The sequence below is a fragment of the Streptomyces tardus genome (genome assembly GCF_018101125.2).
GTDB classification, from domain to species: domain Bacteria; phylum Actinomycetota; class Actinomycetes; order Streptomycetales; family Streptomycetaceae; genus Streptomyces; species Streptomyces tardus.
Map to the genome: position 1 here is coordinate 4,052,215 of NZ_JAELVF020000001.1, position 22,719 is coordinate 4,074,933.

General features: G+C 73.1%; 19 protein-coding genes. 10 read left to right on the forward strand and 9 right to left on the reverse strand.

Annotated elements, in window-relative coordinates; genetic code table 11:
* Window positions 1-100 precede the first annotated feature (100 nt).
* Window positions 101-1,093 carry a MerR family DNA-binding transcriptional regulator gene (locus JGS22_RS17360; RefSeq protein ID WP_211038290.1) on the reverse strand — a complete coding sequence of 331 codons (993 nt, stop codon included), beginning with the start codon at window positions 1,091-1,093 and terminating at the stop codon, window positions 101-103.
* A gap of 146 nt (window positions 1,094-1,239) precedes the next feature.
* Here JGS22_RS17360 and JGS22_RS17365 point away from each other — a divergent pair, with 146 nt between their 5' ends.
* The 3 genes from JGS22_RS17365 (at window position 1,240) to JGS22_RS17375 (ending at window position 3,185) form a co-directional block, all read left to right on the forward strand.
* The gene (locus tag JGS22_RS17365; RefSeq protein ID WP_211038289.1) at window positions 1,240-1,617 is read left to right on the forward strand and encodes an RNA-binding S4 domain-containing protein; all 378 of its coding nucleotides are present in this window, start codon (window positions 1,240-1,242) and stop codon (window positions 1,615-1,617) included.
* 301 nt (window positions 1,618-1,918) lie between these two features.
* Window positions 1,919-2,155 (forward strand): hypothetical protein, encoded by a 237-nt coding sequence (locus JGS22_RS17370; protein WP_211038287.1) that lies wholly within the window; start codon window positions 1,919-1,921, stop codon window positions 2,153-2,155.
* Between the two features lie 127 nt (window positions 2,156-2,282).
* On the forward strand, window positions 2,283-3,185 hold the full coding sequence (locus JGS22_RS17375) for a bile acid:sodium symporter family protein (RefSeq protein WP_211038285.1): 903 nt from the start codon (window positions 2,283-2,285) through the stop codon (window positions 3,183-3,185).
* Window positions 3,186-3,208: 23 nt separating this feature from the next.
* Here JGS22_RS17375 and JGS22_RS17380 read toward each other — a convergent pair whose 3' ends face one another.
* Window positions 3,209-4,087, reverse strand: a complete 879-nt coding sequence (locus tag JGS22_RS17380; RefSeq protein ID WP_211038283.1) for a PhzF family phenazine biosynthesis protein — start codon at window positions 4,085-4,087, stop codon at window positions 3,209-3,211.
* A 332-nt stretch (window positions 4,088-4,419) separates the two neighbouring features.
* Complete coding sequence (locus tag JGS22_RS17385; RefSeq protein WP_211038281.1) at window positions 4,420-5,220, reverse strand: SDR family oxidoreductase; 801 nt, start codon at window positions 5,218-5,220, stop codon at window positions 4,420-4,422.
* 139 nt (window positions 5,221-5,359) lie between these two features.
* On the opposite strand from JGS22_RS17385, the gene JGS22_RS17390 reads away from it, so the two are divergent.
* The 4 genes from JGS22_RS17390 to JGS22_RS17405 all read left to right on the forward strand — a co-directional run bounded on the left by JGS22_RS17390 (window position 5,360) and on the right by JGS22_RS17405 (window position 10,789).
* On the forward strand, window positions 5,360-7,042 hold the full coding sequence (locus JGS22_RS17390; RefSeq protein WP_211038279.1) for an alkaline phosphatase D family protein: 1,683 nt from the start codon (window positions 5,360-5,362) through the stop codon (window positions 7,040-7,042).
* Window positions 7,043-7,240: 198 nt separating this feature from the next.
* On the forward strand, window positions 7,241-8,578 hold the full coding sequence (locus JGS22_RS17395) for a multidrug effflux MFS transporter (protein ID WP_211038277.1): 1,338 nt from the start codon (window positions 7,241-7,243) through the stop codon (window positions 8,576-8,578).
* Window positions 8,560-9,672 carry a serine hydrolase domain-containing protein gene (locus JGS22_RS17400; protein ID WP_308405724.1) on the forward strand — a complete coding sequence of 371 codons (1,113 nt, stop codon included), beginning with the start codon at window positions 8,560-8,562 and terminating at the stop codon, window positions 9,670-9,672. Before JGS22_RS17395 ends, JGS22_RS17400 begins: the two co-directional genes overlap by 19 nt.
* Before the next feature lie 4 nt (window positions 9,673-9,676).
* Window positions 9,677-10,789 (forward strand): small ribosomal subunit Rsm22 family protein, encoded by a 1,113-nt coding sequence (locus tag JGS22_RS17405; RefSeq protein ID WP_211038275.1) that lies wholly within the window; start codon window positions 9,677-9,679, stop codon window positions 10,787-10,789.
* Between the two features lie 264 nt (window positions 10,790-11,053).
* On the opposite strand, the gene ddaH is transcribed toward JGS22_RS17405, so the two are convergent.
* A complete protein-coding gene (ddaH, locus tag JGS22_RS17410; protein ID WP_372454273.1) occupies window positions 11,054-11,863 on the reverse strand; it encodes a dimethylargininase in 810 nt (269 codons plus the stop codon).
* A gap of 520 nt (window positions 11,864-12,383) precedes the next feature.
* Between ddaH and JGS22_RS17415 the strand changes: the two genes are divergently transcribed.
* Window positions 12,384-13,115 (forward strand): bifunctional DNA primase/polymerase, encoded by a 732-nt coding sequence (locus tag JGS22_RS17415; RefSeq protein WP_211038273.1) that lies wholly within the window; start codon window positions 12,384-12,386, stop codon window positions 13,113-13,115.
* Window positions 13,116-13,391: 276 nt separating this feature from the next.
* Here the strand turns inward: JGS22_RS17415 and JGS22_RS17420 are convergent, their stop codons facing one another.
* The 4 genes from JGS22_RS17420 to JGS22_RS17435 form a co-directional block, all read right to left on the reverse strand.
* Window positions 13,392-14,381 (reverse strand): SCO2278 family lipoprotein, encoded by a 990-nt coding sequence (locus JGS22_RS17420; RefSeq protein WP_211038271.1) that lies wholly within the window; start codon window positions 14,379-14,381, stop codon window positions 13,392-13,394.
* Between the two features lie 303 nt (window positions 14,382-14,684).
* Window positions 14,685-15,536 carry a heme ABC transporter ATP-binding protein gene (locus tag JGS22_RS17425; RefSeq protein ID WP_211038269.1) on the reverse strand — a complete coding sequence of 284 codons (852 nt, stop codon included), beginning with the start codon at window positions 15,534-15,536 and terminating at the stop codon, window positions 14,685-14,687.
* Entirely contained in the window at window positions 15,527-16,588 is a 1,062-nt protein-coding gene (locus JGS22_RS17430) for a FecCD family ABC transporter permease (protein ID WP_211038350.1), read from the reverse strand. The genes JGS22_RS17425 and JGS22_RS17430 overlap by 10 nt, the downstream gene beginning before the upstream one ends.
* A 227-nt stretch (window positions 16,589-16,815) precedes the next feature.
* A complete protein-coding gene (locus JGS22_RS17435) occupies window positions 16,816-17,838 on the reverse strand; it encodes a heme/hemin ABC transporter substrate-binding protein (RefSeq protein WP_308405725.1) in 1,023 nt (340 codons plus the stop codon).
* Window positions 17,839-17,940: 102 nt separating this feature from the next.
* Between JGS22_RS17435 and JGS22_RS17440 the strand changes: the two genes are divergently transcribed.
* Window positions 17,941-19,371, forward strand: a complete 1,431-nt coding sequence (locus tag JGS22_RS17440) for an HtaA domain-containing protein (protein WP_211038266.1) — start codon at window positions 17,941-17,943, stop codon at window positions 19,369-19,371.
* Window positions 19,368-20,930 (forward strand): HtaA domain-containing protein, encoded by a 1,563-nt coding sequence (locus JGS22_RS17445; RefSeq protein ID WP_211038264.1) that lies wholly within the window; start codon window positions 19,368-19,370, stop codon window positions 20,928-20,930. Before JGS22_RS17440 ends, JGS22_RS17445 begins: the two co-directional genes overlap by 4 nt.
* A gap of 172 nt (window positions 20,931-21,102) precedes the next feature.
* Here the strand turns inward: JGS22_RS17445 and JGS22_RS17450 are convergent, their stop codons facing one another.
* A complete protein-coding gene (locus JGS22_RS17450; protein WP_211038262.1) occupies window positions 21,103-22,620 on the reverse strand; it encodes a hypothetical protein in 1,518 nt (505 codons plus the stop codon).
* Window positions 22,621-22,719: the final 99 nt, after the last annotated feature.

Here is a 22,719-nt window from a genome sequence, read left to right on the forward strand (position 1 = left end):
GCAGTGCAATCATCACCCGCGGCGACCGGCGACCGGCGACCGGCGACCGGCGACCGGGCCGCTGTGCACCGCGCGCCCGGCTGTGCCCACCTGGGCCGGCTCAGTGGCGGTTCGACGGCGGGGCGACACGTACGTCGAAGACGGTGATCGGGCCGCCGCTCGCCTCTTCGCCGCTCGGTCCAGTGCTGCTGCCCACCTCTTCGCCGCCGCCCGCCCCGCGTCCGCCGGGCTCCGCCTCCGACGGGCGCATTCCGTCGAAGACCGACGGGCCCCGAACGACCTGACGGCCCAGGAGGGCCACCGGGTCGAGCCCGTTGCGGCGGATGTGGTCCTCGAAGACGAGCAGTTGGAGGTAGCCGTCCGCGGCCTCCTGCACGCCGGTCGGCTCGGCGGCGGCGGTCGTGGTGAAGGTGATCTCCACGCGCTGCGGCAGCGTGCCGTTCACCGCGCCGACCGTCCGGCCGGCACGGGCGCGCACCCGCTCCTCCACGAGTGCGCGCTCTGCGCGGTCCAGCGGGGGCCCGGGGCGGGCCAGCACCATCGGTCCGGCGCCGCTGCGGGTCGCGGTCTCCGGAACCGCGGTCCAGGACACCTCGGCGGGCGCGCGACCCAGCTCCGCCAGCGCGTCGTGGAACGCCTTCTCGACGGCGGGGGTGTCGACGGCCAGTGCGGAGAACATCTCGATCCGGCCCTCGGCATCCTCCGGAATGCTCAGGTCGACGACCACGCCGACCCAGTCCAGTGCGTCCGCCGGTTCACTGTGCGCGGTGAAGTCGGCCGGGTCGAAGTCGGCCACGTGCTCGGCGACCGCCAGGTAGAAGTCCTCGAACTGCCTTCTGAGATTCACTGCTTGGCGCCAGTTCGCGAAATCGAAGCTCTCTGCTCCGAGAAGTCCGGAGAGCGGCACCTGCGCTCTGCGCAGCAGGTCCACGCCGAGCCCGTGGCGCAGCTGTGAGCGGGCGTAACGGCGGTATCCGGACTCCGCGTCGACGGCCGCGGGCGCCAGGATGCCGCGCTCGGCGTAGAGCCGCAGCGCCTTGTGCGACAGCCCGGTCAGCGTCGCGAACTCGCCGGTGGTCAGATCGTTGCTCATCGTTCTCCTGGGCTGCCGGTCGACCGCGGGAACGCGCGGTGCGCCACCAGCATGGGCGCTGCCCCTCGGGCAGGGTCCAGCCCGGTCGGCGGGGAAGATCCTCGGGAGGCCGGAAGCCGCGGCCGTTCCTCCCTTAGGCTCGGGGCATGGCTGGAGAAGGCAGTGTCCGCGTGGACGTATGGGTCTGGTCGGTGCGGCTGGTGAAGACGCGGTCGCTGGCCGCAGCTGCCTGCAAGGCCGGGCACGTACGGGTGAACGGCGATCGGGCCAAGCCCGCCCAGCCGGTGAAGGCGGGCGACGAGGTCCGGCTGAAGCAGGCCGGCCGCGAGTGGGTCGTGAAGGTGGTGACCCCGCTGCGCAAACGGGTCGGCGCACCGGTCGCGGCCACTGCGTACGTCGACCACAGCCCGCCGCCGCCACCGCGCGAGGCGGTCGCTCCCGCCGGCCGCCGGGACCGCGGCGCGGGTCGGCCGACCAAGCGGGACCGGCGCGAGACCGACCGCCTCCAGCGCCTCCAGCCCTGAGCTCCCCCGGACGCCGGACGCCGGACCGGCAGCACGGAGTCGGCGCACCCGCGCCGGGTGCCCGAGCGCAGCACGCGCGCCTACCCACCCCGGCGCCGTGCACCTCCCGCAGCGGTACCGTCGCACCGCTGCGCCCCGGACCTGCGCGCCCGCGGACGGGACATCGCCGCCGGTGCAGGCGTGTCCGCCGGGGTCGTTCGTTGCGCCGGTCGGGAAACCGGTGGGCGTGGGGCGTCGGCGGTGTCGCACGGGTGGCGGCGCTCCGCTCGCGCGAGCGCGCCGCACGTGCCCACGCTTGGGTATGGAGAAGAAGCGTCCGGCGGAGCCCGAGTATCCCGTGGTGGTGGGGTCGTTCGGCGACAACAACCGCTACCGGCTGGTGTGGTTGCGAGGAGTGGGCTGGGAGCCGTTGGCGCAGGAGGAGGTCGAGAGCCGGGTGCGGGAGGTCTTCCCGGACATCGACTTCGAGGACCCCGAGCAGGTCCACTGGATCGACGAGGCCGAGGAGTGGCCGGCCGGGCGACCCGAGGACCCCTGAGAGGAACGCGCGCAGGGCCGCCTTCGCCCCCGGCTAGCACCCGGATGACAAACGCGACGCCCGGTCGGAGGCAAAGGCCGCACTCCGGGCAGTGGACTGGACGTCGTCCCGACCGCACTCTGTGCCCGTGGAAGACTCCTCGATATTCTCCGTACTGCTGCCGGCCGCGCTGGGCATCATCATGTTCGGCCTCGGTCTCGGCCTCACGGTCGCCGACTTCCGCCGGGTGGCGCGCTTTCCGCGTGCTGTGCTCGTCGCCCTCTTCTGCCAGTTGCTCCTGCTGCCCGCGATCTGCTTCGGACTGGTCGTCGGCTTCGACCTGCCGCCCGCGCTCGCGGTCGGCATGATGCTGCTCGCCGCTTCGCCCGGCGGCACCACCGCCAACCTCTACTCGCACCTCTTCGGCGGCGATGTGGCGCTGAACATCTCGCTCACCGCCATCAACTCGGTGCTCGCCGTCTTCACACTGCCTGTCGTGGTCAACCTGTCGGTGGCGCACTTCCTCGACGGCGCCGACGGGGTGGGCCTGCGCTTCGACAAGACCCTCCAGGTCTTCGCCATCGTGCTGATCCCGGTGGTGCTGGGCATGTTCGTGCGGGCACGCGCGCTGGCGTTCGCCGAACGTGCCGAGCGGCCGGTAAAGATCGCCTCGGTGCTGATCCTGCTGGGCGCGATCGTCGGCGCACTCCTCCAGGAGCGCGAACGGATCGGGGAGTACGTCGCCGATGTCGGCCTGATCACCCTGCTGTTCAGCGTGATCTCGCTGGGGATCGGGTACGGCGTCGCGCGGCTCGCCCGCGTCGGCCACGGGCAGTCGGTCGCATCCTGCATGGAGATCGGTATCCACAACACCACTCTCGCCATGACCATCGCGCTCAGCCCGAGCCTGCTCGGCAACTCGGAGATGGCCATTCCGGCGGCCGTATACAGCGTGCTGATGTTCTTCACCGCCGCAGGCGCGGGCTTCGCCCTCCGCGCGCTGGCACCCCGCACGGCGTCGGTCGAGGACGCCGGAACCACGGCGCGGTAGCCGAGCCGGGCCACGGGCCGTGCTCAGTCGATCCGCACGGCGCGGCCCGCGACGCGCACCCGGGAATTGCCTGCGGCCGGCAGCGTGACCGTCAGGGTGCCGGGTCTGCCCATGTCCTCGCCCTGGTGGAGAGTGAGCACCGCGCCGGGCTCGGCGAGATTCAGCTCCCGGAGATAGCCGCCGAACGCGGCGGCTGCCGCACCGGTCGCCGGGTCCTCGACGACGCCGCCGACCGGGAACGGGTCGCGGACGTGGAAGACCGTGCCCGACTCCCGCCACACCAGCTGGAGCGTCGTCAGCTCCAGCCGGGTCATCAGTGCGCGCAGCCGCTCGAAGTCGTAGCGCAGATCGGCGAGTCGGGCGCGGGAGGCGGCGGCGAGCACCAGGTGGTCGTTGCCCGCGAAGGCGATCCGGGCGGGCAGCGCCGGGTCCAGCTCCGACGGCTCCCAGCCGAGCGCCCCCAACGCCTCCGACAGATCCCCTTCGCCGATCGGAGCGACGCGGGTCTCCACGCTGGTCAGCGTGGCGCGCAACTCCTCGTCCACCTCGACCGGGACGGTGCCCGCCGCTGTGGTGAAGACCAGACCGCCGGGCCCGTGGCGCTCGGCCAGCGCGACCGCCGCCGCGACGGTGGCGTGGCCACAGAAGGCCACTTCCGCCAGCGGGCTGAAGTACCGCACGGTGAAGCCGCGTCCGGCCGCGACCGAGCCGTCTTCCCCGCCGCCGGCGGGGCGGGGCGGGGCCGGGGTGAGGAAAGCCGTCTCGGAGTACCCCACCGCGGCGGCGATCTCCTGGAGCCGGGCGTCGCCCAGCCCTTCCGCGTCCAGCACCACGCCGGCGGGGTTGCCACCCTCGGGGTGCTCGGAGAAGGCGGTGTAGCGCAGGACTTCCGGACTGGACACGGGGGCTCCTCACAGCTGTTCGGGACGCTCTTGTCACCTCCAACAACCGCCGGCCTCCGGTTGGTTCCCGGCCCGCGCACTCGCCGGCCGGAAGGCGTGTCACCGCGCCCCGCGCACGCCGGCCCGCGCGCGTCCGGCCTTTTGCGCCCCGCCTGCGGCCCACTCGCGTCCCGCGCCCGCCCGCCTGCGCGCGTCGGACCCGGACCCGGACCCGGGTTCGGCGTACGCCCTGCCGCCCGGTCCTCGCGCCCGGGTTCGGTTGCGTCCTGCCATCCGCGCCCGCCCGCGTCCCGTCCGCGTCCCGTCCGCGTCCCGTCCGCGTCCCGCGTGTCTCAGCCGCGGCCCACGTACGGCATGGTCGTCGCCATCACGGTCGCGAACTGGACGTTCGCCTCCAGTGGCAGGTCCGCCATGTGCAGCACCGTGCGGGCCACGTCGTCGGCGTTCATCACCGGCTCGACCGCCGTGCTGCCGTCGGCCTGCCGGATGCCGGTGCGCATCCGCGCGGTCATCTCGGTCGCGGCGTTGCCGATGTCGATCTGGCCGCAGGCGATGCCGTACGGGCGGCCGTCCAGGGACAGGGACTTGGTCAGTCCGGTGACGGCGTGCTTGGTGGTGGTGTACGCGATCGAGTGGGGCCGGGGCGTGTGGGCGGAGAGCGAGCCGTTGTTGATGATCCGGCCGCCGCGGGGGTCCTGGGCGCGCATCGCGGCGAAGGCGGCGCGTGCGCAGAGAAAGGCGCCGTTCAGATTGACCTCGACGACCGAGCGCCAGTCGGCGTAGTCCAGTTCGTCGGGAGGGGCGGCGGGGCCGAAGGAGCCGGCGTTGTTGAAGAGCAGATCGACCCGGCCGAAGCGGGCGGCGGTGTCCTCGAAGAGCGCGGTGACGGCCGACTCGTCGGTGACGTCGGTCGGCAGCACGGCCAACCGGTCGTCGGCGGTGACGAGTTGGGCGGTGGCCCGCAGCGCCTCGGGCCGGCGTCCGGCGAGTGCGACCGACCAGCCGGCACGGGCGAGGGCGACCGCGACGGCGCGGCCGATGCCCGACCCGGCGCCTGTCACCACGGCCGTCCGGGTGGCGTTCGCGGCGGTCTCGCCCCGCTCGTTCAGCGGCCCGTTGATTTCCGTCGTCATGGCGGCAGGGTACGAGACATCGGCTCCCTCGCCGTCGAGGGCCCAACTGCCGGGACGCAACCGGCAGGCCACCGATCCGCAAGGAGCATGACGCGTACGTGCCAACGCGACGCCATCCACGGCCGCTGCACTCACCACCATGACGACGCATCCAGCGAGCACCTCCACAGGCCTGCCCGCCGGCCGGTCCGCGCACGCGGCGGCGGACGCCGAACTCCTCTCCCACGCCCGCCACCTGAACCGCCGCCGGTTCCTCACCGTGACCGGCGCCGCCGCGGCGCTGGCGTTCTCCACCAACCTGCCCGCGCCCACCGCCACCGCGGCCCCGGCCCGTGAAACCCGGCTGGCCGCCGAGCCGTTCACCCTCGGCGTCGCCTCCGGCGATCCGCTGCCGGACTCCGTCGTGCTCTGGACCCGGCTGGCACCCGAACCGTACGAGGCCGGCAGCGGTCTGAGCGGCAAGCCGGTGAACGTCGCCTGGGAACTCGCCCGCGACCGCGGCTTCCGCCGCACCGTCCGCAGCGGCGAGGCCACCGCGCACCCCGAGTACCACTGGGCCGTCCACGTCGAGCCGGACGGGCTGGAACCGGCGACGGACTACTACTACCGCTTCAGCACCGGGAGTTGGACCAGCCCCGTCGGCCACACCCGTACCGCGCCCGGGCCGGACGCCGACCCCGGCAGCCTGCGGTTCGGCGTGGTCTCCTGCCAGCGCTACGACCAGGGGTACTGGACCGCCTTCCGCCACCTCGCCGAGGAGGACCTCGACGCGGTGCTGCACCTCGGCGACTACCTCTACGAGTACCCGGTCGACGCGAAGGGCGGCGCCCGCAACTACACCGACCGCCGGATCCCGCCGGTCTACAACCGCGAGACCGTCACGCTGGAGGACTACCGGCTGCGCTACTCCCTCTACCGCACCGACCCCGACCTGCAGGCCGCGCACGCCGCCCACGCCTGGATCGTCACCTGGGACGACCACGAGACGGACAACAACTACGCCGGCGGGGTCCCGGAGAAGCCCGAGAACAACGTTCCCCCGGAGGAGTTCCTGGTACGGCGTGCGGCGGCGTACCGCGCGTACTGGGAGAACATGCCGCTGCGCCGGCCCCAACGCCCCGAGGGCGCCGAGCTGTTGCTCTACCGCAGACTGCGCTACGGCAGGCTCGCCCAGCTCGATGTGCTCGACACCCGCCAGTACCGCGACGACCAGGCCAACGGCGACGGCTGGAAGGTCCCGAACGAGCAGTCCGAGGACCCCGGCCGCACGATCACCGGCGCCGGCCAGGAGCGCTGGCTGCTGGACGGCTGGCGGGGCTCGGGCGCGGTGTGGAACCTGGTGCCGCAACAGACCGTCTTCTCCCGGCGCCGCGACCGGGTGCAGGGCCCGTTCCCGCTCTCCATGGACGCCTGGGACGGCTACCCGGCCTCGCGGGAGCGGGTGCTCGCCGGCGCGGAGGCGGCGGGCGTGGACAACCTGGTCGTCCTCACCGGCGACGTCCACGTCCACTACGCCTTCGACATCCACCGCGACTTCGACGACACCGCGGCCCCTCCCGTCGGTGTGGAACTCGTCACCACGTCCATCTCCAGCGGCGGCGACGGCGTACGTCGACCGGACAACTGGGAGGCGCTGATGGCGGCCAATCCGCACCTGCACTACTTCGACGGGCGGCGCGGCTATCTGCTGCTGACCCTCACCGCGGACCGACTGCGCGCCGACTACCGGACGCTGGAGCGGATCACCGCCCCCGGCGGGGCGATCAGCACCGCCGCGTCCTTCGAATCGGCGGCGGGCGCCCCGGGCCTCAAGGCGCTGTGAGACCGGGTGTTCCCGGGGCCGCCGCCCCGGGAACACCCGTCGCCGCCGCGCGGCCGGCAGGGCCGCGCGCTGTGACAGTTGCCACAGGGTCTTGTGTCGTCGCTGGTCAACGGACCGGCGGGGAATACTCGTTGGGTCGCCGGGCGTCCTGGCTGGGAGAATGGTCCATACCGCTTACTTTTCCCTGGAGAGAGGTACATGACCGACTCCGGTCCCACACCCCTGGCCACGACCTCCCCCGAAGGCTCCTTCGACGCAGCCGGTCGCACCGACTCCCGCATCGCCGCCGAGTCCGGTGCCCCCGTCGAAGCCGCGCCCCTGGCCCGGCTGACCGCTCCTCAGCGCGCGGGTCTGCTGATCACCCTGATACTCGGCAGCCTCACCGCGCTGCCCGCGCTGTCCATGGACATGTACCTCCCGGCGCTCCCGGAGGTCTCCGGCGAGCTCAGCAGCCCGGCCGCACAGGTGCAGCTGACCCTCACCACCTGCCTGCTCGGCCTGGCCGTCGGCCAGATCATCGTCGGTCCGATGAGCGACCAGTTCGGCCGCCGGCGTCCGCTGATGGTCGGCATGGTCTGCTACGTCGTCGCCAGCGTCGGCTGCGCCCTCGCCCCGACCATCGAGACCTTCACCGCGGTACGGCTCCTCCAGGGCCTCGCGGGCGCCGCCGGCATCGTCATAGCCCGCGCCGTCGTCCGCGACCTGTTCGACGGTCTGGCGATGGCCCGCTTCTTCTCCACCCTGCTGCTGATCTCCGGCATCGCCCCGATCCTCGCGCCGGTGCTCGGCGGCCAGGTGCTGCGGGTCACCAACTGGCGCGGCATCTTCGTCATCCTCGCCGTCATCGGGGTACTGCTGGCGATCGTCGCCTGGCGCAGGCTGCCCGAGACCCTGCCCCCGGAGCGGCGGCACAGCGGCGGGGTTCCCTCCGCGCTGCGCACCATGCGCGCCCTGCTGCGGGACCGTGCGTTCAGCGGCTATCTGCTGGTCGGCTCGCTGGGGTTCGCGGCCCTTTTCGCCTACGTCGCCGCCTCGCCGTTCGTCATCCAGGAGATTCACGGAGCCTCCGCGCAGACCTTCAGCCTGCTCTTCATGGCGAACTCGATCGGCATGGTCGCTGTCGGCCAGCTCAACGGAAAGGTGCTGGTCGGCCGGGTCTCGCTGGACCGGGTGCTGATGGTCGGTCTCGCGGTCATCGGCAGCGCCGCCGTCGCCCTGCTGCTGATGACCTCCGGAGTCTTCGGCGAGGTGGGTTTGCTGCCCACCAGCGCCGGCCTGTTCGTGCTCATGTCCGGCATGGCGCTGGTGCTGCCCAACTCCAACTCGCTCGGCCTGATGCGGGCCGGCCACGCCGCCGGCTCGGCCTCGGCGCTGCTGGGCACCTCGCAGTTCCTGATCGGCGCCATCGCCTCGCCGCTGGTCGGCGTTGCGGGGGAGCACACAGCGGTACCGATGGCCGTGGTCCAGGTCTGCACGGTCGGCCTGGCCGCGCTCTGCTACCTGGGGATGTGCCGCCCGTGGCGCAGCGGGAGCTGAGACCGGGCAGCGCCGAGGAGGCAGGGCTGGACGCCGGCGAACTGGCCGCGATGGCCGCGGAGTTGGACACGCTGCCCGCCGTGCACTGGTGCGGCGGCGCGGTCCTCGCGGCCGGTCGCGGCCCGTACCTCGTGGTGCACCGTGCCACCGGCTGGGCACAGCGCTGGGCGGACGCCCGCACTCCGCTGGCCCGGCCCGAGCCGATGCGCACCGGCACCCGGTTCGACCTCGCCTCGCTGACCAAGCTCTTCACCGCCGTGGCGGCGCTGCGGGCCCGGGAGTGCGGGCTGCTCGAACTGGACGCCCCGGCGAGCCGGTACGTGCCAGAGTTCGGCGCTGCCGGCAAGGCGGCCGTCACCGTGCGGCAGCTGCTCACCCACACCTCCGGGCTCCGGCCCGAGCTGCCCTTCCACGACGGCCACGGGCTGGAACTGCTGTGGTCCCAGGCGCCGTTGCCCGACCGCGGCCACCGCTACTCCGACCTCAACCTGATCGCGCTGCAACAGGTGGTCGAGCGGGTCACCGGCACCGCGCTGGACGCCTGGCTGCACACCGAGCTGACCGGGCCGCTGGGTATGACCGCCACCGGCTACGGGCCCGCACCCGGCGCCGCGGCCACCGAGGACCAGCGCCGCCCCTGGGCCAAGGCCGACCGCGGAATGCTGCGCGGAGTCGTCCACGACGAGAACGCCCACGCGCTCGGCGGGGTGGCCGGCCACGCCGGGCTCTTCAGCACCGCCGCCGACCTCGCCGTGTTCTGCCGCACCCTGCTGAACGGCGGCCGGCACGGCGCGGCCCGGGTGCTCCGGGAGGAGAGCGCGGCGCTGCTGCTCGACCCGCCCGGCCTGGGCTTCGCCGTCGACCAGCCGTGGTTCATGGGGGAGTTGGCCGGACGGGGAGCCGCCGGGCACACCGGATTCACCGGCACCAGCCTGGTCCTGGACCGGGCCACCGACACCTTTCTGGTCCTGCTCGCCACCACCGTGCACCCGGTGCGTCCCACCCCGCCGGAGAGCGGGCCGCGCGCCCGCGCCGCCACCCGCCTCGCCCGCGCCGTGCGCGGTCCGGCGCCCGCCCGCGCCTCCCTAGACTGAACCGGTGTACGACGAAGAACTCCGTGCGGCGCTCGCCGCCCAACTGGCCGGTCTGCCACCGCGACAGGCGACCGTCGCGGTCGACCGGCTGATCACCAACTACCGGGGCCGCACCCCCACCGGCGCCCCGGTGCTGCGCGACCGTGCCGATGCGACGGCGTACGCCGCGTACCGGATGCCGGCCACCTTCGCCGCCGTCGGCGCCGCGCTCGCCGAGCTGGCGGACCGGGTGCCGCACTGGTCGCCGGCCACCCACACCGACCTCGGCGGCGGCACCGGCGCCGCGGTGTGGGCCGTTGCCGACACCTGGCGGGGGAGCGCACGGAGCACCGTGCTCGACTGGGCCGAGCCCGCGCTCGCCCTGGGCCGCGAGCTCGCCGGCCGCACCCTGCCGGCCACCGGCTGGCAGCGCGCCCGTATCGGCCAGGACCTCGATCTGGCGGCGAGCGACCTGGTGACGCTCTCGTACGTGCTCGGCGAGCTGACGGAGGACGACCGCGCCGCGGCCGTCCGGGCCGCCGCCGAGGCCGCGTCCGTCGTGGTCGTGGTCGAGCCGGGGACCCCGGAGGGGTACGCCCGGGTCCTCGCCGCCCGCCAAGCGCTGGTCGACGCGGGCCGAACGGTCCTCGCGCCCTGCCCGCACAGCGGTCGCTGCCCGATCGTTCCCGGCCAGGACTGGTGCCACTTCTCCGTACGGGTCGCCCGTTCCTCGTTGCACCGGCAGATCAAGGGCGGCTCCCTGGGACACGAGGACGAGAAGTTCTCCTATGTCGCCGCGGTGCGCAGGGAAGACCTCGCACCGCCCGCCGGGGGAGCGCCCGCGGCGGCCGGCGAGCGCGGGTCCTCCGCCGGGCCTGTGCCGGTGGGCGGGCCTGTGCCGGTGGACGAGCCCGAGGGGGACGGCGGGTCGGCGCCGGACGGCCGGCCCGCGCCCGCGCGCGTCGTGCGCCATCCCCAACTGCGCAAGGGGCAGGTGCTGCTCGACCTGTGCGAGGAAGGCGGCGGGCTGAGCCGCCTGACCGTCACCAAGCGCGACAAGCCCCGTTACCGCGCGGCCCGCAGCGTCGAATGGGGCGACCCCTGGCCGCCGACCGGGACACCTCCGCGGGCGGACTGACCACCGATCCGGGTTCGCCGCGTACGGCGGTGCAGTCGCGCACGGGCGTACGGCGTACGGGTCCGGCCCGGGCACGAAGGTGCAGCACGGGCGTGCGGGGCCGGGCGTACAAGTACGGGGGTACGGCGTCGCGCCGGCCGGAGGTGACGGCGGCCGGAGGTGACGCGGGCCGGACGTGACGCGGGCCGGACGTGACGGCGGCCGATCGCCTCCCGGGATCGCCGAGAGTGCGACCGGCCGCGACGCGTCCGGTGCGCGGCCGAGTCAGCCGCGCAGCTCGGCGGTGCAGCACTTCACGCTGCCGCCGCCCTTCAGCAGCTCGGAGAGGTCGATCGGGATGGGCTCGTAGCCGCGTTCGCGCAGCGGCTCGAAGAGGCCGATCGCGGCCTGCGGAAGCAGTACGTGGTGGCCGTCGCTGACCGAGTTCAGACCCAGCACCAGCGCGTCCTGCTCCTCGGCGATGATCGCGTCGGGGAAGAGCTTGGCGAGCACTGCCCGGCTGCCCGGCGAGAAGGCCGGCGGGTAGTACATGACCTCGCTGTCGCCGGAGTCGTCCAGCACGCACAGCGCGGTGTCCAGGTGGTAGAAGCGCGGGTCGACCAGGTCGAGTCCGATCACCGGCCGTCCCAGGAACTCCTGTGCCTCCGGATGGGAGAGCGGGCTGCTGCGGAAGCCGCGGCCGGCGAGCAGCCAGGAGGCGGTGACGGCGAAGTCGCCCTCTCCCTCGTTCACGTGCTCGGGTTCGTGGAAGGCGGTGTAGCCCCGCGCCGCGTACCACGCACGGTGCGCGAGCGCCTCGGCCTCGCGCTGCGGATGCGCGAACCGCGCGCCGAGGACCTTCCCGTCGACGACGACGGCACCGTTGGCCGCGTACACCATGTCCGGCAGGTCGGGGTCCGGTTCCAGCTCCTCGACTGTGTGGCCGAGCGACCGGTAGCGGTCGCGCAGGGCCTCCCACTGGGCAACGGCCAGCGGCAGGTCGACGGGTTTGCTCGGATCCATCCAGGGGTTGATGGAATAGGTGACGCGGAAGTGCTCCGGTGGGCACATCAGGAAGCGACGTACTGCGAACAACGAAAGCTCCTCACGGGATCGCCGTGTCTGCTGCGGACATGGTCCACCGATCGCCGGGAAAACGCAGTAGTTCTTGCGGCTGGTTCCGGCTGCAGCCGCCAACCGTCCTGCGGGCCGGAAGGCCCGCGCACAGCGGGATCCGGTTGTTTTGGTGTGGTAACGCGGAGTGTGCCGGGCCGCCGGTGCGCGTCCGGGACCTCGGGCGACCGCCCCGAGTGTGACGGGATTCACCGTCCGGGTCCAACTTCCCGCGCCCGCGGCGGCGTTGGGAACGCCCGCTCGGCACTTCCTCACTCCGGGAGAGCGGATCTATCGGGAGTATCCGCGGAAAACTCCATAACAGGATGCTTTTCCGAGGGTCCCGGAACGCACGGTGACCACCCCGGTTTCCCGTTTCGGCCCGGCAGGGCGCAGGATGGGGTCAGTGATGGACAGTGTTCCGTGGATTCCGGCCGGATACGGCACCCGTGTTCCGTACCCTCGAGGCAGGTCCACGGCCCGGTCTGGAGTGAGGCGGTAGATGGAACGCGAAGGCAGGTTTTCCCAGTGGCTGCGCCGCCGTTCCAAGAGCGCGGACGACACGGCGGCCGAGGCCGCACGGGCCCGGGAGGATCTGCTGCTCGCCTCCGCGGCGGCGGGGTTCCCGCTCGCTCCCGCTGCCTGTCCGGAGGGCTACGGCTGCTCCTGCGAGCGCATCGGCTGCCCCACTCCCGGACGCCACCCCGTCTCGTTCGCCTGGCAGACCCAGGCATCCTCGGACCCGGAGCAGATCCTGCGCTGGGCCCGCAGTCGCCCGCTGGCGAACTTCATCACCGCCACCGGCCTCGCCCACGACGTACTGGACGTGCCCCTCAGTGCCGGTGAGTCGGCGCTGGAACGCCTGGAGCGCGAAGAGGTGGAGGTCGGCCCGGTGGCCGCCACCTCCGACGGCCGGATGCACTTCTACACCACCACCCGCGGCACCCCGGACGACGAGGACGAGTGGTGGCCGTGCGAGCTGGACTGCCACCCCGAGACGATGGACGAGCATCCCGGGATGCGCTGGCACTGCCGCGGGAGCTACGTACTCCTGCCGCCCTCGCGGCTGGAGGCCGACAGCGGCGCCGGCCTGAGCTGGGTGCGCGCCCCGGAGCGCGAGCTGCCCGACCCGCTGACGCTGCTGGAGGCGCTGACCGACGCCTGCGCGGTGTACGTAGCCGCCCAGCCCGACGAGTTCCCCGAGTACGGGCGCGCCTCCTGGCCGGTGCGCTGAGCCGTCCGCCGCCGGGCATCCGGGACCGAACTCCGTCCGCAGACCCGGGACTTGCTGCTCCGGAGCTTGCGGCTCCCGGGCTTGCGGCTCCCGGGCTCGCGGCTTCGGCGCGGGCACTCCGTCCGGCGCCGTCCGGGACTTGCTGCCCCGGGCCTCGTTGCCCGGGACTTGCTGCTGCGTCGCCCGACGGACGCGGGTGCGGTGGTCCCGGCGGTGGCGCGCCGAGGGTGCGGCACCACCGACGGGTGCCGCGTCGCGTGCGCGGGGCCGGGCCGGCTACTCGCCCTTGGCAGCGGTGCGTTGGGCGGTCTGGGACAGGAAGACGATGCCGTTCGACCTGTTCTCCACCGTCGGCACCCGGACCAGCTGTTGCAGCACGAAGACCTCCGTCAGCGAGAGCTTGGCCTCGCCCTCCAGCAGTGCCTTCGCGCCGGGGCGCACCGGCGGCCTGATGCCGATGTTCGGGGCCACGGTCTGCTTGGTGTGCTGGTGCATCGTGAAGAACGCCAGCGCGTCCCCGCTCCTGGTGCGCAGCGCGAACGGCGCGTAGATCTTGTTGTTCGCCGCGAGGTCCGCGAACTCGGTCCGGGCTCCCTTGCGCGGCTTGACCTTCGCCCGCTTCTCGCGCTTGCCGGTGGTCTGCGGCCCGTCCGCGAAGTCGCCCTCGCCGCTGCCGAGATACGACGTGTACGCCTTGCTCAGATCGCCGGGCGCGGTGATCAGCCCGCCGTCCTCGTTCATCGGGACGTCGTCGGCGTGGCCGTCCTCGTCCTCCGCGAACTCCGGGACGTCCCCGGCTGCCACCACCGCCTGGTAGGAGGCCTTCCAGCGCTCGTCCGCGCTCTGCCGCGTGAACGCCAACAGCAGCCTGTTCTCGCCGGACCCGGCGCTCTGCTCCACATTGCTGGCGGTGTCCACGACGAAGAACTTGGGCCAGCCCGCCTGCTGCGGGATGTGGAACTTGGAGTCCTTGACCTTCACCGGCTGCGGGGTCTGCTTCCGCTCCGGATCGAGCGCCCTGAGCGTACGGATGTAGGCCTGGCTCCCCTCACCGAGGGCGCCGCGCTCGACCGTGGCGTTGAGCTTGAGGTCGTGCTGGGTGAACGCCTTGTTGGCGGCGGCGACGTACTTGTCGAGGACCTTCTGCGCCTCGGCCTCGGTGGTCGCGGGCACCACCGCGTTCTGACCGTGCACCGTCATACAGCCCGACAGCGTCCCGGTCAGCACCACGGTGCTCACGGCTGCCGCCAGCACTCGCGTCTTCATGCCCGTGCCCTCCCCAAGTCCCGGAAAACCGCGGCCTCCGAGTGCTTCCCCAAACCGTCGCGACTCCCTGTCCGCGGCACCGAATCCTACCTGGCACCGCCCGCGCCGCCGTACGACGGGAGGCACCTCCCGCCCGTGCGGCGGGCGTGGGCGCGAGGGCGACGGAGGCGCCCGCGCGGGGCCCGCACCGGCCCGCGCGCCGGAGCGTACGGGTGTCCGTACGCTCCCGTACGGGCCCGGCTGCCCGGGTGCGGACCCGCCTGCCCGGGTGCGGGCGGTGCGGACTGGTGCGGCGGAATCCGGTCAGCCGCGTACCGGGAGCACCAGCCGGGCGCCGGTGCGCGGATGGGCGACGACCTCGACCGGCTGTCCGTACACCTGCGAGAGCAAGCCGGGGGTGAAGACCTCCTGTGGCGGACCGTCGGCGGCGATCCGGCCGTCGGCGACGACCGCCGCGCGGTCCGCGTACGCCGCGGCCAGCCCGAGGTCGTGCAGCACGACCACGACCGCCGCGCCGTCCGCGGCCCGCCGGCGGCACAGCCGCAGCACCAGCTCCTGGTGGCGCAGGTCCAGCGCCGCGGTGGGCTCGTCGAGCAGCAGCAGCGAGGTGCGCTGGGCGAGCGCCCTGGCCAGCGCGACCCGGGCCCGTTCGCCGCCCGAGAGCGCGGAGAAGGGACGCCCGGCGAACTCGGTCACCTCGGTGAGCGCCATCGCCTCGGCGACGGCCTCCTCGTCCTCGTCCTCCCACGGCGTACCGGCCCACGGGGCCCGGCCCATGGCGACCACCTCGCCGACGGTGAACGGGAAGGCGAGCGCCGCGGACTGGGGCAACACCGCCCGGCGCAGGGCGAGTTCGGCGGAACTCCAGTGCGAGGAGGGCCTGCCGTCGATCTCCACACCGCCCGCCTCCGGAACGAGGTCGGCCGCGAGCGCGGCGAGCAGCGTCGACTTGCCGGCGCCGTTGGGGCCGACCAGCGCCAGTACCCGGCCGCTGGTGACGGCCAGGTCGGCGCCGTCCAGCACCGCGCGTCCGCCCAGGCGCACCCGCAGCCCCCGCACACCGGCGACGGTGGTGCCGGGCGGCGCCGCAGTGGGCGGCAACGGCGGCCGGCGCAGCGAGCGCAGTGGTGCGAGCAGGTCCCTGATCACGCCCAACCTCCTTGTTTGCGACGGGTTCTGCGCAGCAGCCAGAAGAAGAACGGGCTGCCGACCAGGGCGGTCAGCACGCCCAGCGGCAGTTCGGCCGGCTGCGCGAGAGTGCGGGCGGCGAGGTCGGCGACCAGCAGCACCAGCGCTCCGGCCAGCGCGCTGCCCGGCACCAGAAAGCGGTGGCCCGGCCCGGCCGCCATGCGCAGCAGATGGGGCACCAGCAGACCGACGAACGCGACGATGCCCGAGACCGCGACCGCCGCGGCCGTCAGCAGCGCCACCACGAGAACCAGCACGATCCGCAGCCGCTCCACGTCCACGCCCAGATGGCGCGCCTGCCGCTCGCCGAGCGAGAGCAGGTCCAACTTCCGCGCGTACAGCGGCGCCAGCAGCAGACCGGCCAACGCGCACGGCAGCACCGCGAGCACCTTGGGCCAGGTGGCCTGCGAGAGGGAGCCCAGCTGCCAGAAGGTGATCTGGGTGATCTGCGCGTTGTCGGCGAAGAAGATGGCCAGACCGATCAGCGCCATGGCGAAGGCGTTGACCGCGACACCGGTGAGGATCAGCGTGACGACCTCGGTCCGTCCGCCGGCCCGGGAGAGCAGGTAGACCACCAGCACCGTGATCAGCCCGGTGACGAAGGCGCAGACGATCAGCGTCCAGTTGCCCAGGAACGTCAGGCCAAAGGCGATCGAGGCCACCGCACCCACGGCGGCGCCGGCCGAGACACCGATGACACCCGGCTCGGCCAACGGGTTGCCGAACACGCCCTGCATCAGGGAGCCCGCGCAGCCCAGCGAGGCGCCGACCAGCATCGCCAGCACCACGCGCGGCAGCCGTACGTTCCACAGCACGCTTTCGCCGACCCGGTCCAGCGGCGCCCCGCCGAGCCCCACCCGGTGCAGCAGCGAGCCGACCACGTCGCCGATCGGGATGTCGTACGCGCCGATCCCGGCTGCCAGCAGCGCGGCCACCACGACGCCCGCCGCGAGCCCCAGCGTCAGCAGCGAGGCACGGGCGCGCGGCAGCCGGCGGGAGGCGCCGGCCGAACGCGGCACTCCGGGGGCGGCCGGTGTGGAGGGCGTGGCGGATGCTGCCGGTGGCGGCGAACTCCCGCCGGGTGGCGGCGGCTTGACCAGCGCGACCGTACGCCCGCCGGTGTCTGTGGTGCTTGCGGAGTCTGTGCCGCCGGGGCCCGCGGTGTCGTCCGCGGCGCCGGTACCGCTCGTACCGTCCGCGGCGCCGGCGCCGCCCGCGCCGGGTGACGCGTCGTGGGCGGTGGGGGTCACTGTCCGCCTCCGTGGAACTGCTCGACCAGGGAGCGGATCACCTTGTCGGTGCGCGGTCCGTAGTTCAGGAGCACTCCGTCGTCGACCGAGGCGATGCGCCGGTCGAGGCCGGCCGGGGTCTCGGCGATGCCCGGGATCTTCAGCAGCCCCTCCACGCCGTCCACCGAGTCCAACCCCTTGGACATCACCAGGATCACGTCCGGCGCGGCCTTGGCGAGCGCTTCGCTGGTGATCGCTGTGAAGTCCTTCTCCAGACCCGACTCCTTGCCCGCGTCCACCCCGCCCGCGGCCTCGATCAGTGAACTGGCGCCGGACTTCGCCCCGCCCAGCAGATAGACCGAGGCGGCGCCGCGCAGATAGAGGAAGGCCACCTTCGGCTTATTCGCGTCCGGGATTTCCTTGCGCGCGGCGGATATCCGCTTCTCGGTGCGCTCCTTCAGCTTCCGGCCGGCCTCGGGCACGCCGAGCGCGCCGGCCACCGCGTCGATCCGCTCGGCCACGTCGGAGAGGGCGAGCGCGGGCGGAATGACCAGCAGGGGGACTCCGGCGTCGCGTATCTGGCCGATCGCCTCGGACGGGCCCGTCGTGCTCTCGGCGAGCACCAGCGTGGGCTTGAGGGACAGCACACTCTCGGCCGACACGTCGTGCGCGCGGGTAACCACGGGCAGCTTCTCGGCCTCCTCGAACGTCGCGGTGACATCGCGGGCCACGACGCGTTCCCCCAGTCCGAGCGAGTGGACCAGCTCGGAGAGCGAACCGGTGAGCGGAATGACCCGCTCCACGCTCTTCACCGTCACCTCGCGGCCGTCCGCGGACTCGGCGGTCACCGGCAGCTCGGGTTTCGGTGCGGGGCCCGCGAGCGGTTCCACCCGGTCGGCTATCGCGGTGGCACCGGACTTCTTCGCGCCATCGCCGCCGCTCCCGTCTCCGTCGGTCGAGGAGCCCCCGCAGCCGGAGACCACGAGCACAAGGGCCAACAGGGCTGATACGGCCCCAAGTTGGCGTTTAGGTGGATGCACGGTGCACTGCCTTCCATACTCGGGGGTTCCGACGCGGTCGCCGATAGCTTAGGTTAGCCTTACTTTACCTCTCCCTCCCGGGTCCGTTCGGAAGGACTTCGCATGCCCACGGGCAGAACCCCGCGTCTCCACATCACCGCACTGCTCGCCGCGCTGCTCGGCGCGCTCCTGTTCGTGCCGCCCGCACCGACAGCCGCCGCCGCCGACCGCACGGTTCAGGGCGGCCGACTGGACTGGGGCATCAAGAGCTCCTTCCAGAACTACGTCACCGGCCCCATCGCCATGGGGAGTTGGAGCCTGTCCGGGGGCGCCGGGACCGTCGGCGAGAAGCTCTTCCGCTTCCACTCCGCCTCCGGTGCCTACGATCCGGGCGCCGGCTCGCTGAGCTCCGCTTTCGGCGGCGGCGTACGGTTCACCGGCCACGCCAAGGCCGACGGCGAGAACGAACTGGACCTGACCGTCAGCAATCCGACCGTCCGCATCAGCGGCCGTACCGGCACCCTGCACGCGGACATCCGCAGCAAGGCCAGGGGCAGCGGGCAGATCAGCGACCGTCGACAGGTGCCGATGGCCTCGCTGAACCTCGGCGGCGTCGACATGCGGGGCGGCGGCAGCAGGATCGCGCTGAACGGCGTGCCCGCCACTCTCACCGCCGACGGCGCCAAGTCCTTCGCCGGCTACTACGAGGCCGGCACCCCGCTCGACCCGGTCAGCCTCTCCGTCGACGTCAAGCCCGCCAAGGAGTCCTCGGACGGGGACGGGCCGGGAGGGCCGGACAAGCCAGAGGAGTCCGAGAAGCCGGGGAAGGCCACGCAGAAGGCAGGCGCCGTCGCCGACGCCGCCCTCGACTGGGGTGTGCGCCGCACCTTCCGCGAGTACGTCGGCGGGCCCATCGCCGAGGGCCGCTGGAAGCTGTCCGGCGGCGCCCGGGACGGAGGCGCGCTCTACCGCTTTCCGGGCGAGAAGGGCCGTTTCGACGCCGAGAAGGGCGAGTTGAGCGCCGACTTCGGCGGCAGCGTGCGCTTCACCGGCAAGGACCTCGATCTGACCCTGGAGAAGCTCTCCGCCTCGGTGAAGGAGGACAAGGGCACTCTGCGGTCCGACGGCACCGCCATCGCCACCTTCGAAGCGCCGCTGAAGCCGAAGAAGGGCCTGCTGCTGGTGGAGGAGGCCGACACCGAACTCACCGAGGACGGTGCGAAGCTTTTCGGCTCCCTGTACAAGGCGGGCACCGAGATGGACCCGCTGACTCTCGCGGTCGCCCTGGACAAGAACGCGAAACTGCCGGCCCTGCCCGACCTCGGCAGCGAGGCCACCACCGAACCCCCCGCCAAGAGCGCGCAGTCGGACGGGAAGGACGCCACGGACGCCCCGGTGTCCGCCGCCACCGATTCCGGCGAATCCGGTACGCCCGTACTGGCGCTCACCCTGGCCGCCGCGCTCCTCGCGGTCGCGGCCGGCGCAACCTGGTTCGTACGACGCCGTCGTACGGCCGCCACATCCGTCAACTCCGAGGAGCAGAACCAAAGATGACCGCGATCTCACGCAGTGTGGCGCTGGCCGCCGCCACTTCCACGGCGCTCATGGCCACCGCCGCGTTCGCCTACCCCGCGCTGGCCGCCGAGCGCGCGCCGAAGCCCGCCGCGTCGATCGAACTGACCGACGGCACCCTGGAATGGGGCGTCAAGGAGTCGTTCCGCAAGTACGTCACCGGGATCGCCATGGGCGAGATCACCGTCGACGAGGGCGCCGAACAGGCCGATGAAAACGGCGTGTTCACCTTCTCCGGTGGCACCGGGACCTACGACACCGGCACCCATGCGGTCGACACCTCCTTCGAGGGCGGCGTCAACTTCGTCTCCAAGATCCACGGCTTCGACATCAAGCTCGCCGACATCGAGCTGGTCACCGAGGACCGCGAGTCCGGGAAGATCACCGCGGACGTCACCCTCAACGGTGACACCACCGAGGACGTCGACCTCGCCGACCTCGACCTCGCCGAGGTCGCTCCGGGCAGGGGCGACGGCGGCGAGATGACGTTCGACGACATCCCGGTGACTCTCACTGCCGATGGCGCGGAGGCGTTCAACGGCATGTACGAGGAGGGCGCCGAACTCGACTCCGCCAGCCTCACCGTCAAGTCCGCAGCCACCGGCGGCGGCACGGGCGGCACGGGCGGTACGGGCGGTTCCGGCGGTACGGGCGGCGACGGCGGTACGGGCGGTTCCGGCGGCAGTGCGGGCGGCACCGGCGGCAGCACGTCCGGCGGCGGGTCGACCGCCTCCGGCGGGCCGACCGGTGGCGGCTCCGACGCCCCCGCCGAGGCCGGCACCGTCGTCGACGGCAACCTCGACTGGGGCGTCAAGCAGTCCTTCCGCAAGTACGTGGTCGGCCCGATCGGCAAGGGCAAGGTCGAGCTGAAGGACGGCGCCAAGGAGAACGGCGACGGCTACCGCTTCCCGGGCGGCAACGGCGAGTACAACGTCGAAACCCCGGCGCTGGACGCCGCGTTCGACGGCGGAGTCGACTTCCTCGCGCACGCCGAGGGCGACGGCTACGCCCTGGAGCTGAAGTTCTCCGCGTTCAGGATCGACGCGAAGGCCGGCGGCAGCTCGCTGATCGCCGACGTCTCCTCCAAGGACCGCGAGTCCGGCAAGGTCACCGAGCACAAGGGCCTGGCACTGGCCAAGCTGACCGTCGCCGCGGACTCGCTCACGCCCGAGGGCGACGTCATCACCCTCCAGGACGTGCCGGCGACTCTCACCAAGCAGGGCGCGCAGGCGTTCGGCGGCTTCTACGAGGAGGGCGAGGCCCTCGACCCGGTGACCGCGGCCGTCTCGCTCTCCGACGACGCCGACCTGCCGGACGGCGACGGCTCGACCGGCGGCTCAAGTGGCGGTTCCACAGGCGGAGTTGACCCCGCCTCGGTGGGCGGCTCCTCGGGCACGGCCGGTACCGTGGGCGGGTCCGAGGCCCTCGCGAGCACTGGTGCGAGCGCTCCCACCGTTCCCCTCCTGGGCGGCGCCGCCGTCCTGGCCACGATCGGTGCGGCAGCGGTGTACGCCACCCGCCGCCGCTCCATGGAGAGCTGACGGTCCAGCCCTCCGTACGCCGTGCCCGCCGGACCCTCCACCGGCGGGCACGGACGTGTCCGCACCCCCGGCCCCGCACGCCCCAGCGCTCCCCGGGGGACGGACGCGCCCGATCGCCGGCAGGTGTCACTCGGCCACTGTCCGCCGGGAGTTGGGCCCGAACCGCGGCGGCTCAGCGCGGCGGACCCTCGGGAAAGCGGTCCAGGAAGTCGCGCCGGCTCGGCGCGGCCAGCGAGACACGCGCCCACGACCCGTCACGGAAGCCGAACTCACAGGACTGGCGGCTGATGTCCGGACGGGGGCGCAACCACACCACCTCTGTCCGGTCCACGACGAAGCCCGAGTCCACCGCTCCGAGCATCGACGGATGCGCACGGGCGCACTGCACGTACGCCACCCGCAGATGCCGATCGCTGAGCTGCACGACGTGGGTGACCCCGGTGGTGGGTGCGCGCGGGAAGAGCGCTGCCGCGAACCGACCCGCCTGACTGTCCCAACCGCCGCCCAGCGCACGGCCCCTGCCGCGCGGATGGCGCTCCGAGAGGTACTCCAGGAGAAGCGAGAAGGGGTACCCGAGCAGGCCCCACAGAAGCAGGCCGACCGACAGACACCGGCCCAGCGCCCGCCAGAACCCCCGCCAACGGTCTCCGGGCATTCGCAATCCGTCGAACGCGAGCGGCCTGCGTCCTCTGCGGGGCCGACGAAGGCGGTACCCGGGGCCGAGATGATGCGACGCCACCAGCCGTTCGTCGGCCGGCAGCACCAGCGCCGCCCGCTCCACGACCTCTCGCTCCCTGCCGGTGTACCCGCTCCACCACTCCACCGGCTCGGACGGCGAGGGGCCCTGCGGACCCGCGGCGGCGGACGCCGTCGTCCCCGGCCGGGGTGCGGCCCCGCCGGCGGGCGCGGATGCGTGTGCGGGCGCGTGTGCGTGCGGGGGAGGGGAAGCGACCGCAGGAGCAGGCACGGGCACCGGGTGGGCCGAAGGAAGCGCGGACACCAGCGCAGGCACCGGCTCCTCGAAGCGCATGCGCACCCAGGAAGCGTCCGCGAACCCCAGGTCGTAGACTCCGCTGGTCTCGCTGGTGTGGTGCAGCCGCACCCAGGCGATCTGCGCCGTCGGCACCGACGGGCCGGCTTCCGCCATGCCGTGCGGACTGCCTCGCCGGCTCCGCTGCACATAGGTCAACAGCAGCCGCCGGTCGGTCAGTTGGAGCACCGGAACCACGTCGGTCGTGGTCCCCCGCGGGTACAGCGCGACAGCCAACACGTGGGCGAGGCTGCCCTGTCCGCCGCCGAGCGGCTCCGGCCCCGACTCGCCCGAGGAAGAACCCGACCCGAAGATCCTGCCGAACAGGCCGTCGAAGAGCCTGTCGAAGAAGTCGCTCATGCGTCGCAGGGGCCAGCCTGGCGCATGAAGGACCGTCCACATCCCGTCCTTGACGCCCTCCCAGCGGTCGCCCGGCATCCGCTGCCCGCGCAGCACCTTCGGCCGGCGCCACCACCTCGGGCGCTCCAGCCCCGTCCCGGGCCCGACCTCCGCCGACGCCACCAACCGCTCACCGGCCGCAAGAACCACCGTCGCGCGCACCAGCGCACCGTCGGCTGCCGCCCCTGCAGGCGCACCCGAACCCGTCGGCCCGCCCGTCCCGACTCCCGGCGCCGTCGACCGGCCGTACATCTGTCTCATCCGCTCGCTCCCGCACCGATCCGCCCACGCCCGACCGGCCGCACGGTGCTCGGCGGGCACGTGCTCTCCCGAGCCCGTCACAACTGCCCCCGCAGCCAC

Coding starts and splice junctions, on each gene's coding strand:
- JGS22_RS17360 (WP_211038290.1), bottom strand. CDS start 1,093: ATGAGCAACGATCTGACCACCGGCGAGTTCGCGACGCTGACCGGGCTG.
- JGS22_RS17365 (WP_211038289.1), top strand. CDS start 1,240: ATGGCTGGAGAAGGCAGTGTCCGCGTGGACGTATGGGTCTGGTCGGTG.
- JGS22_RS17370 (WP_211038287.1), top strand. CDS start 1,919: ATGGAGAAGAAGCGTCCGGCGGAGCCCGAGTATCCCGTGGTGGTGGGG.
- JGS22_RS17385 (WP_211038281.1), bottom strand. CDS start 5,220: ATGACGACGGAAATCAACGGGCCGCTGAACGAGCGGGGCGAGACCGCC.
- JGS22_RS17390 (WP_211038279.1), top strand. CDS start 5,360: ATGACGACGCATCCAGCGAGCACCTCCACAGGCCTGCCCGCCGGCCGG.
- JGS22_RS17395 (WP_211038277.1), top strand. CDS start 7,241: ATGACCGACTCCGGTCCCACACCCCTGGCCACGACCTCCCCCGAAGGC.
- JGS22_RS17415 (WP_211038273.1), top strand. CDS start 12,384: ATGGAACGCGAAGGCAGGTTTTCCCAGTGGCTGCGCCGCCGTTCCAAG.
- JGS22_RS17420 (WP_211038271.1), bottom strand. CDS start 14,381: ATGAAGACGCGAGTGCTGGCGGCAGCCGTGAGCACCGTGGTGCTGACC.
- JGS22_RS17440 (WP_211038266.1), top strand. CDS start 17,941: ATGCCCACGGGCAGAACCCCGCGTCTCCACATCACCGCACTGCTCGCC.
- JGS22_RS17445 (WP_211038264.1), top strand. CDS start 19,368: ATGACCGCGATCTCACGCAGTGTGGCGCTGGCCGCCGCCACTTCCACG.
- JGS22_RS17450 (WP_211038262.1), bottom strand. CDS start 22,620: ATGAGACAGATGTACGGCCGGTCGACGGCGCCGGGAGTCGGGACGGGC.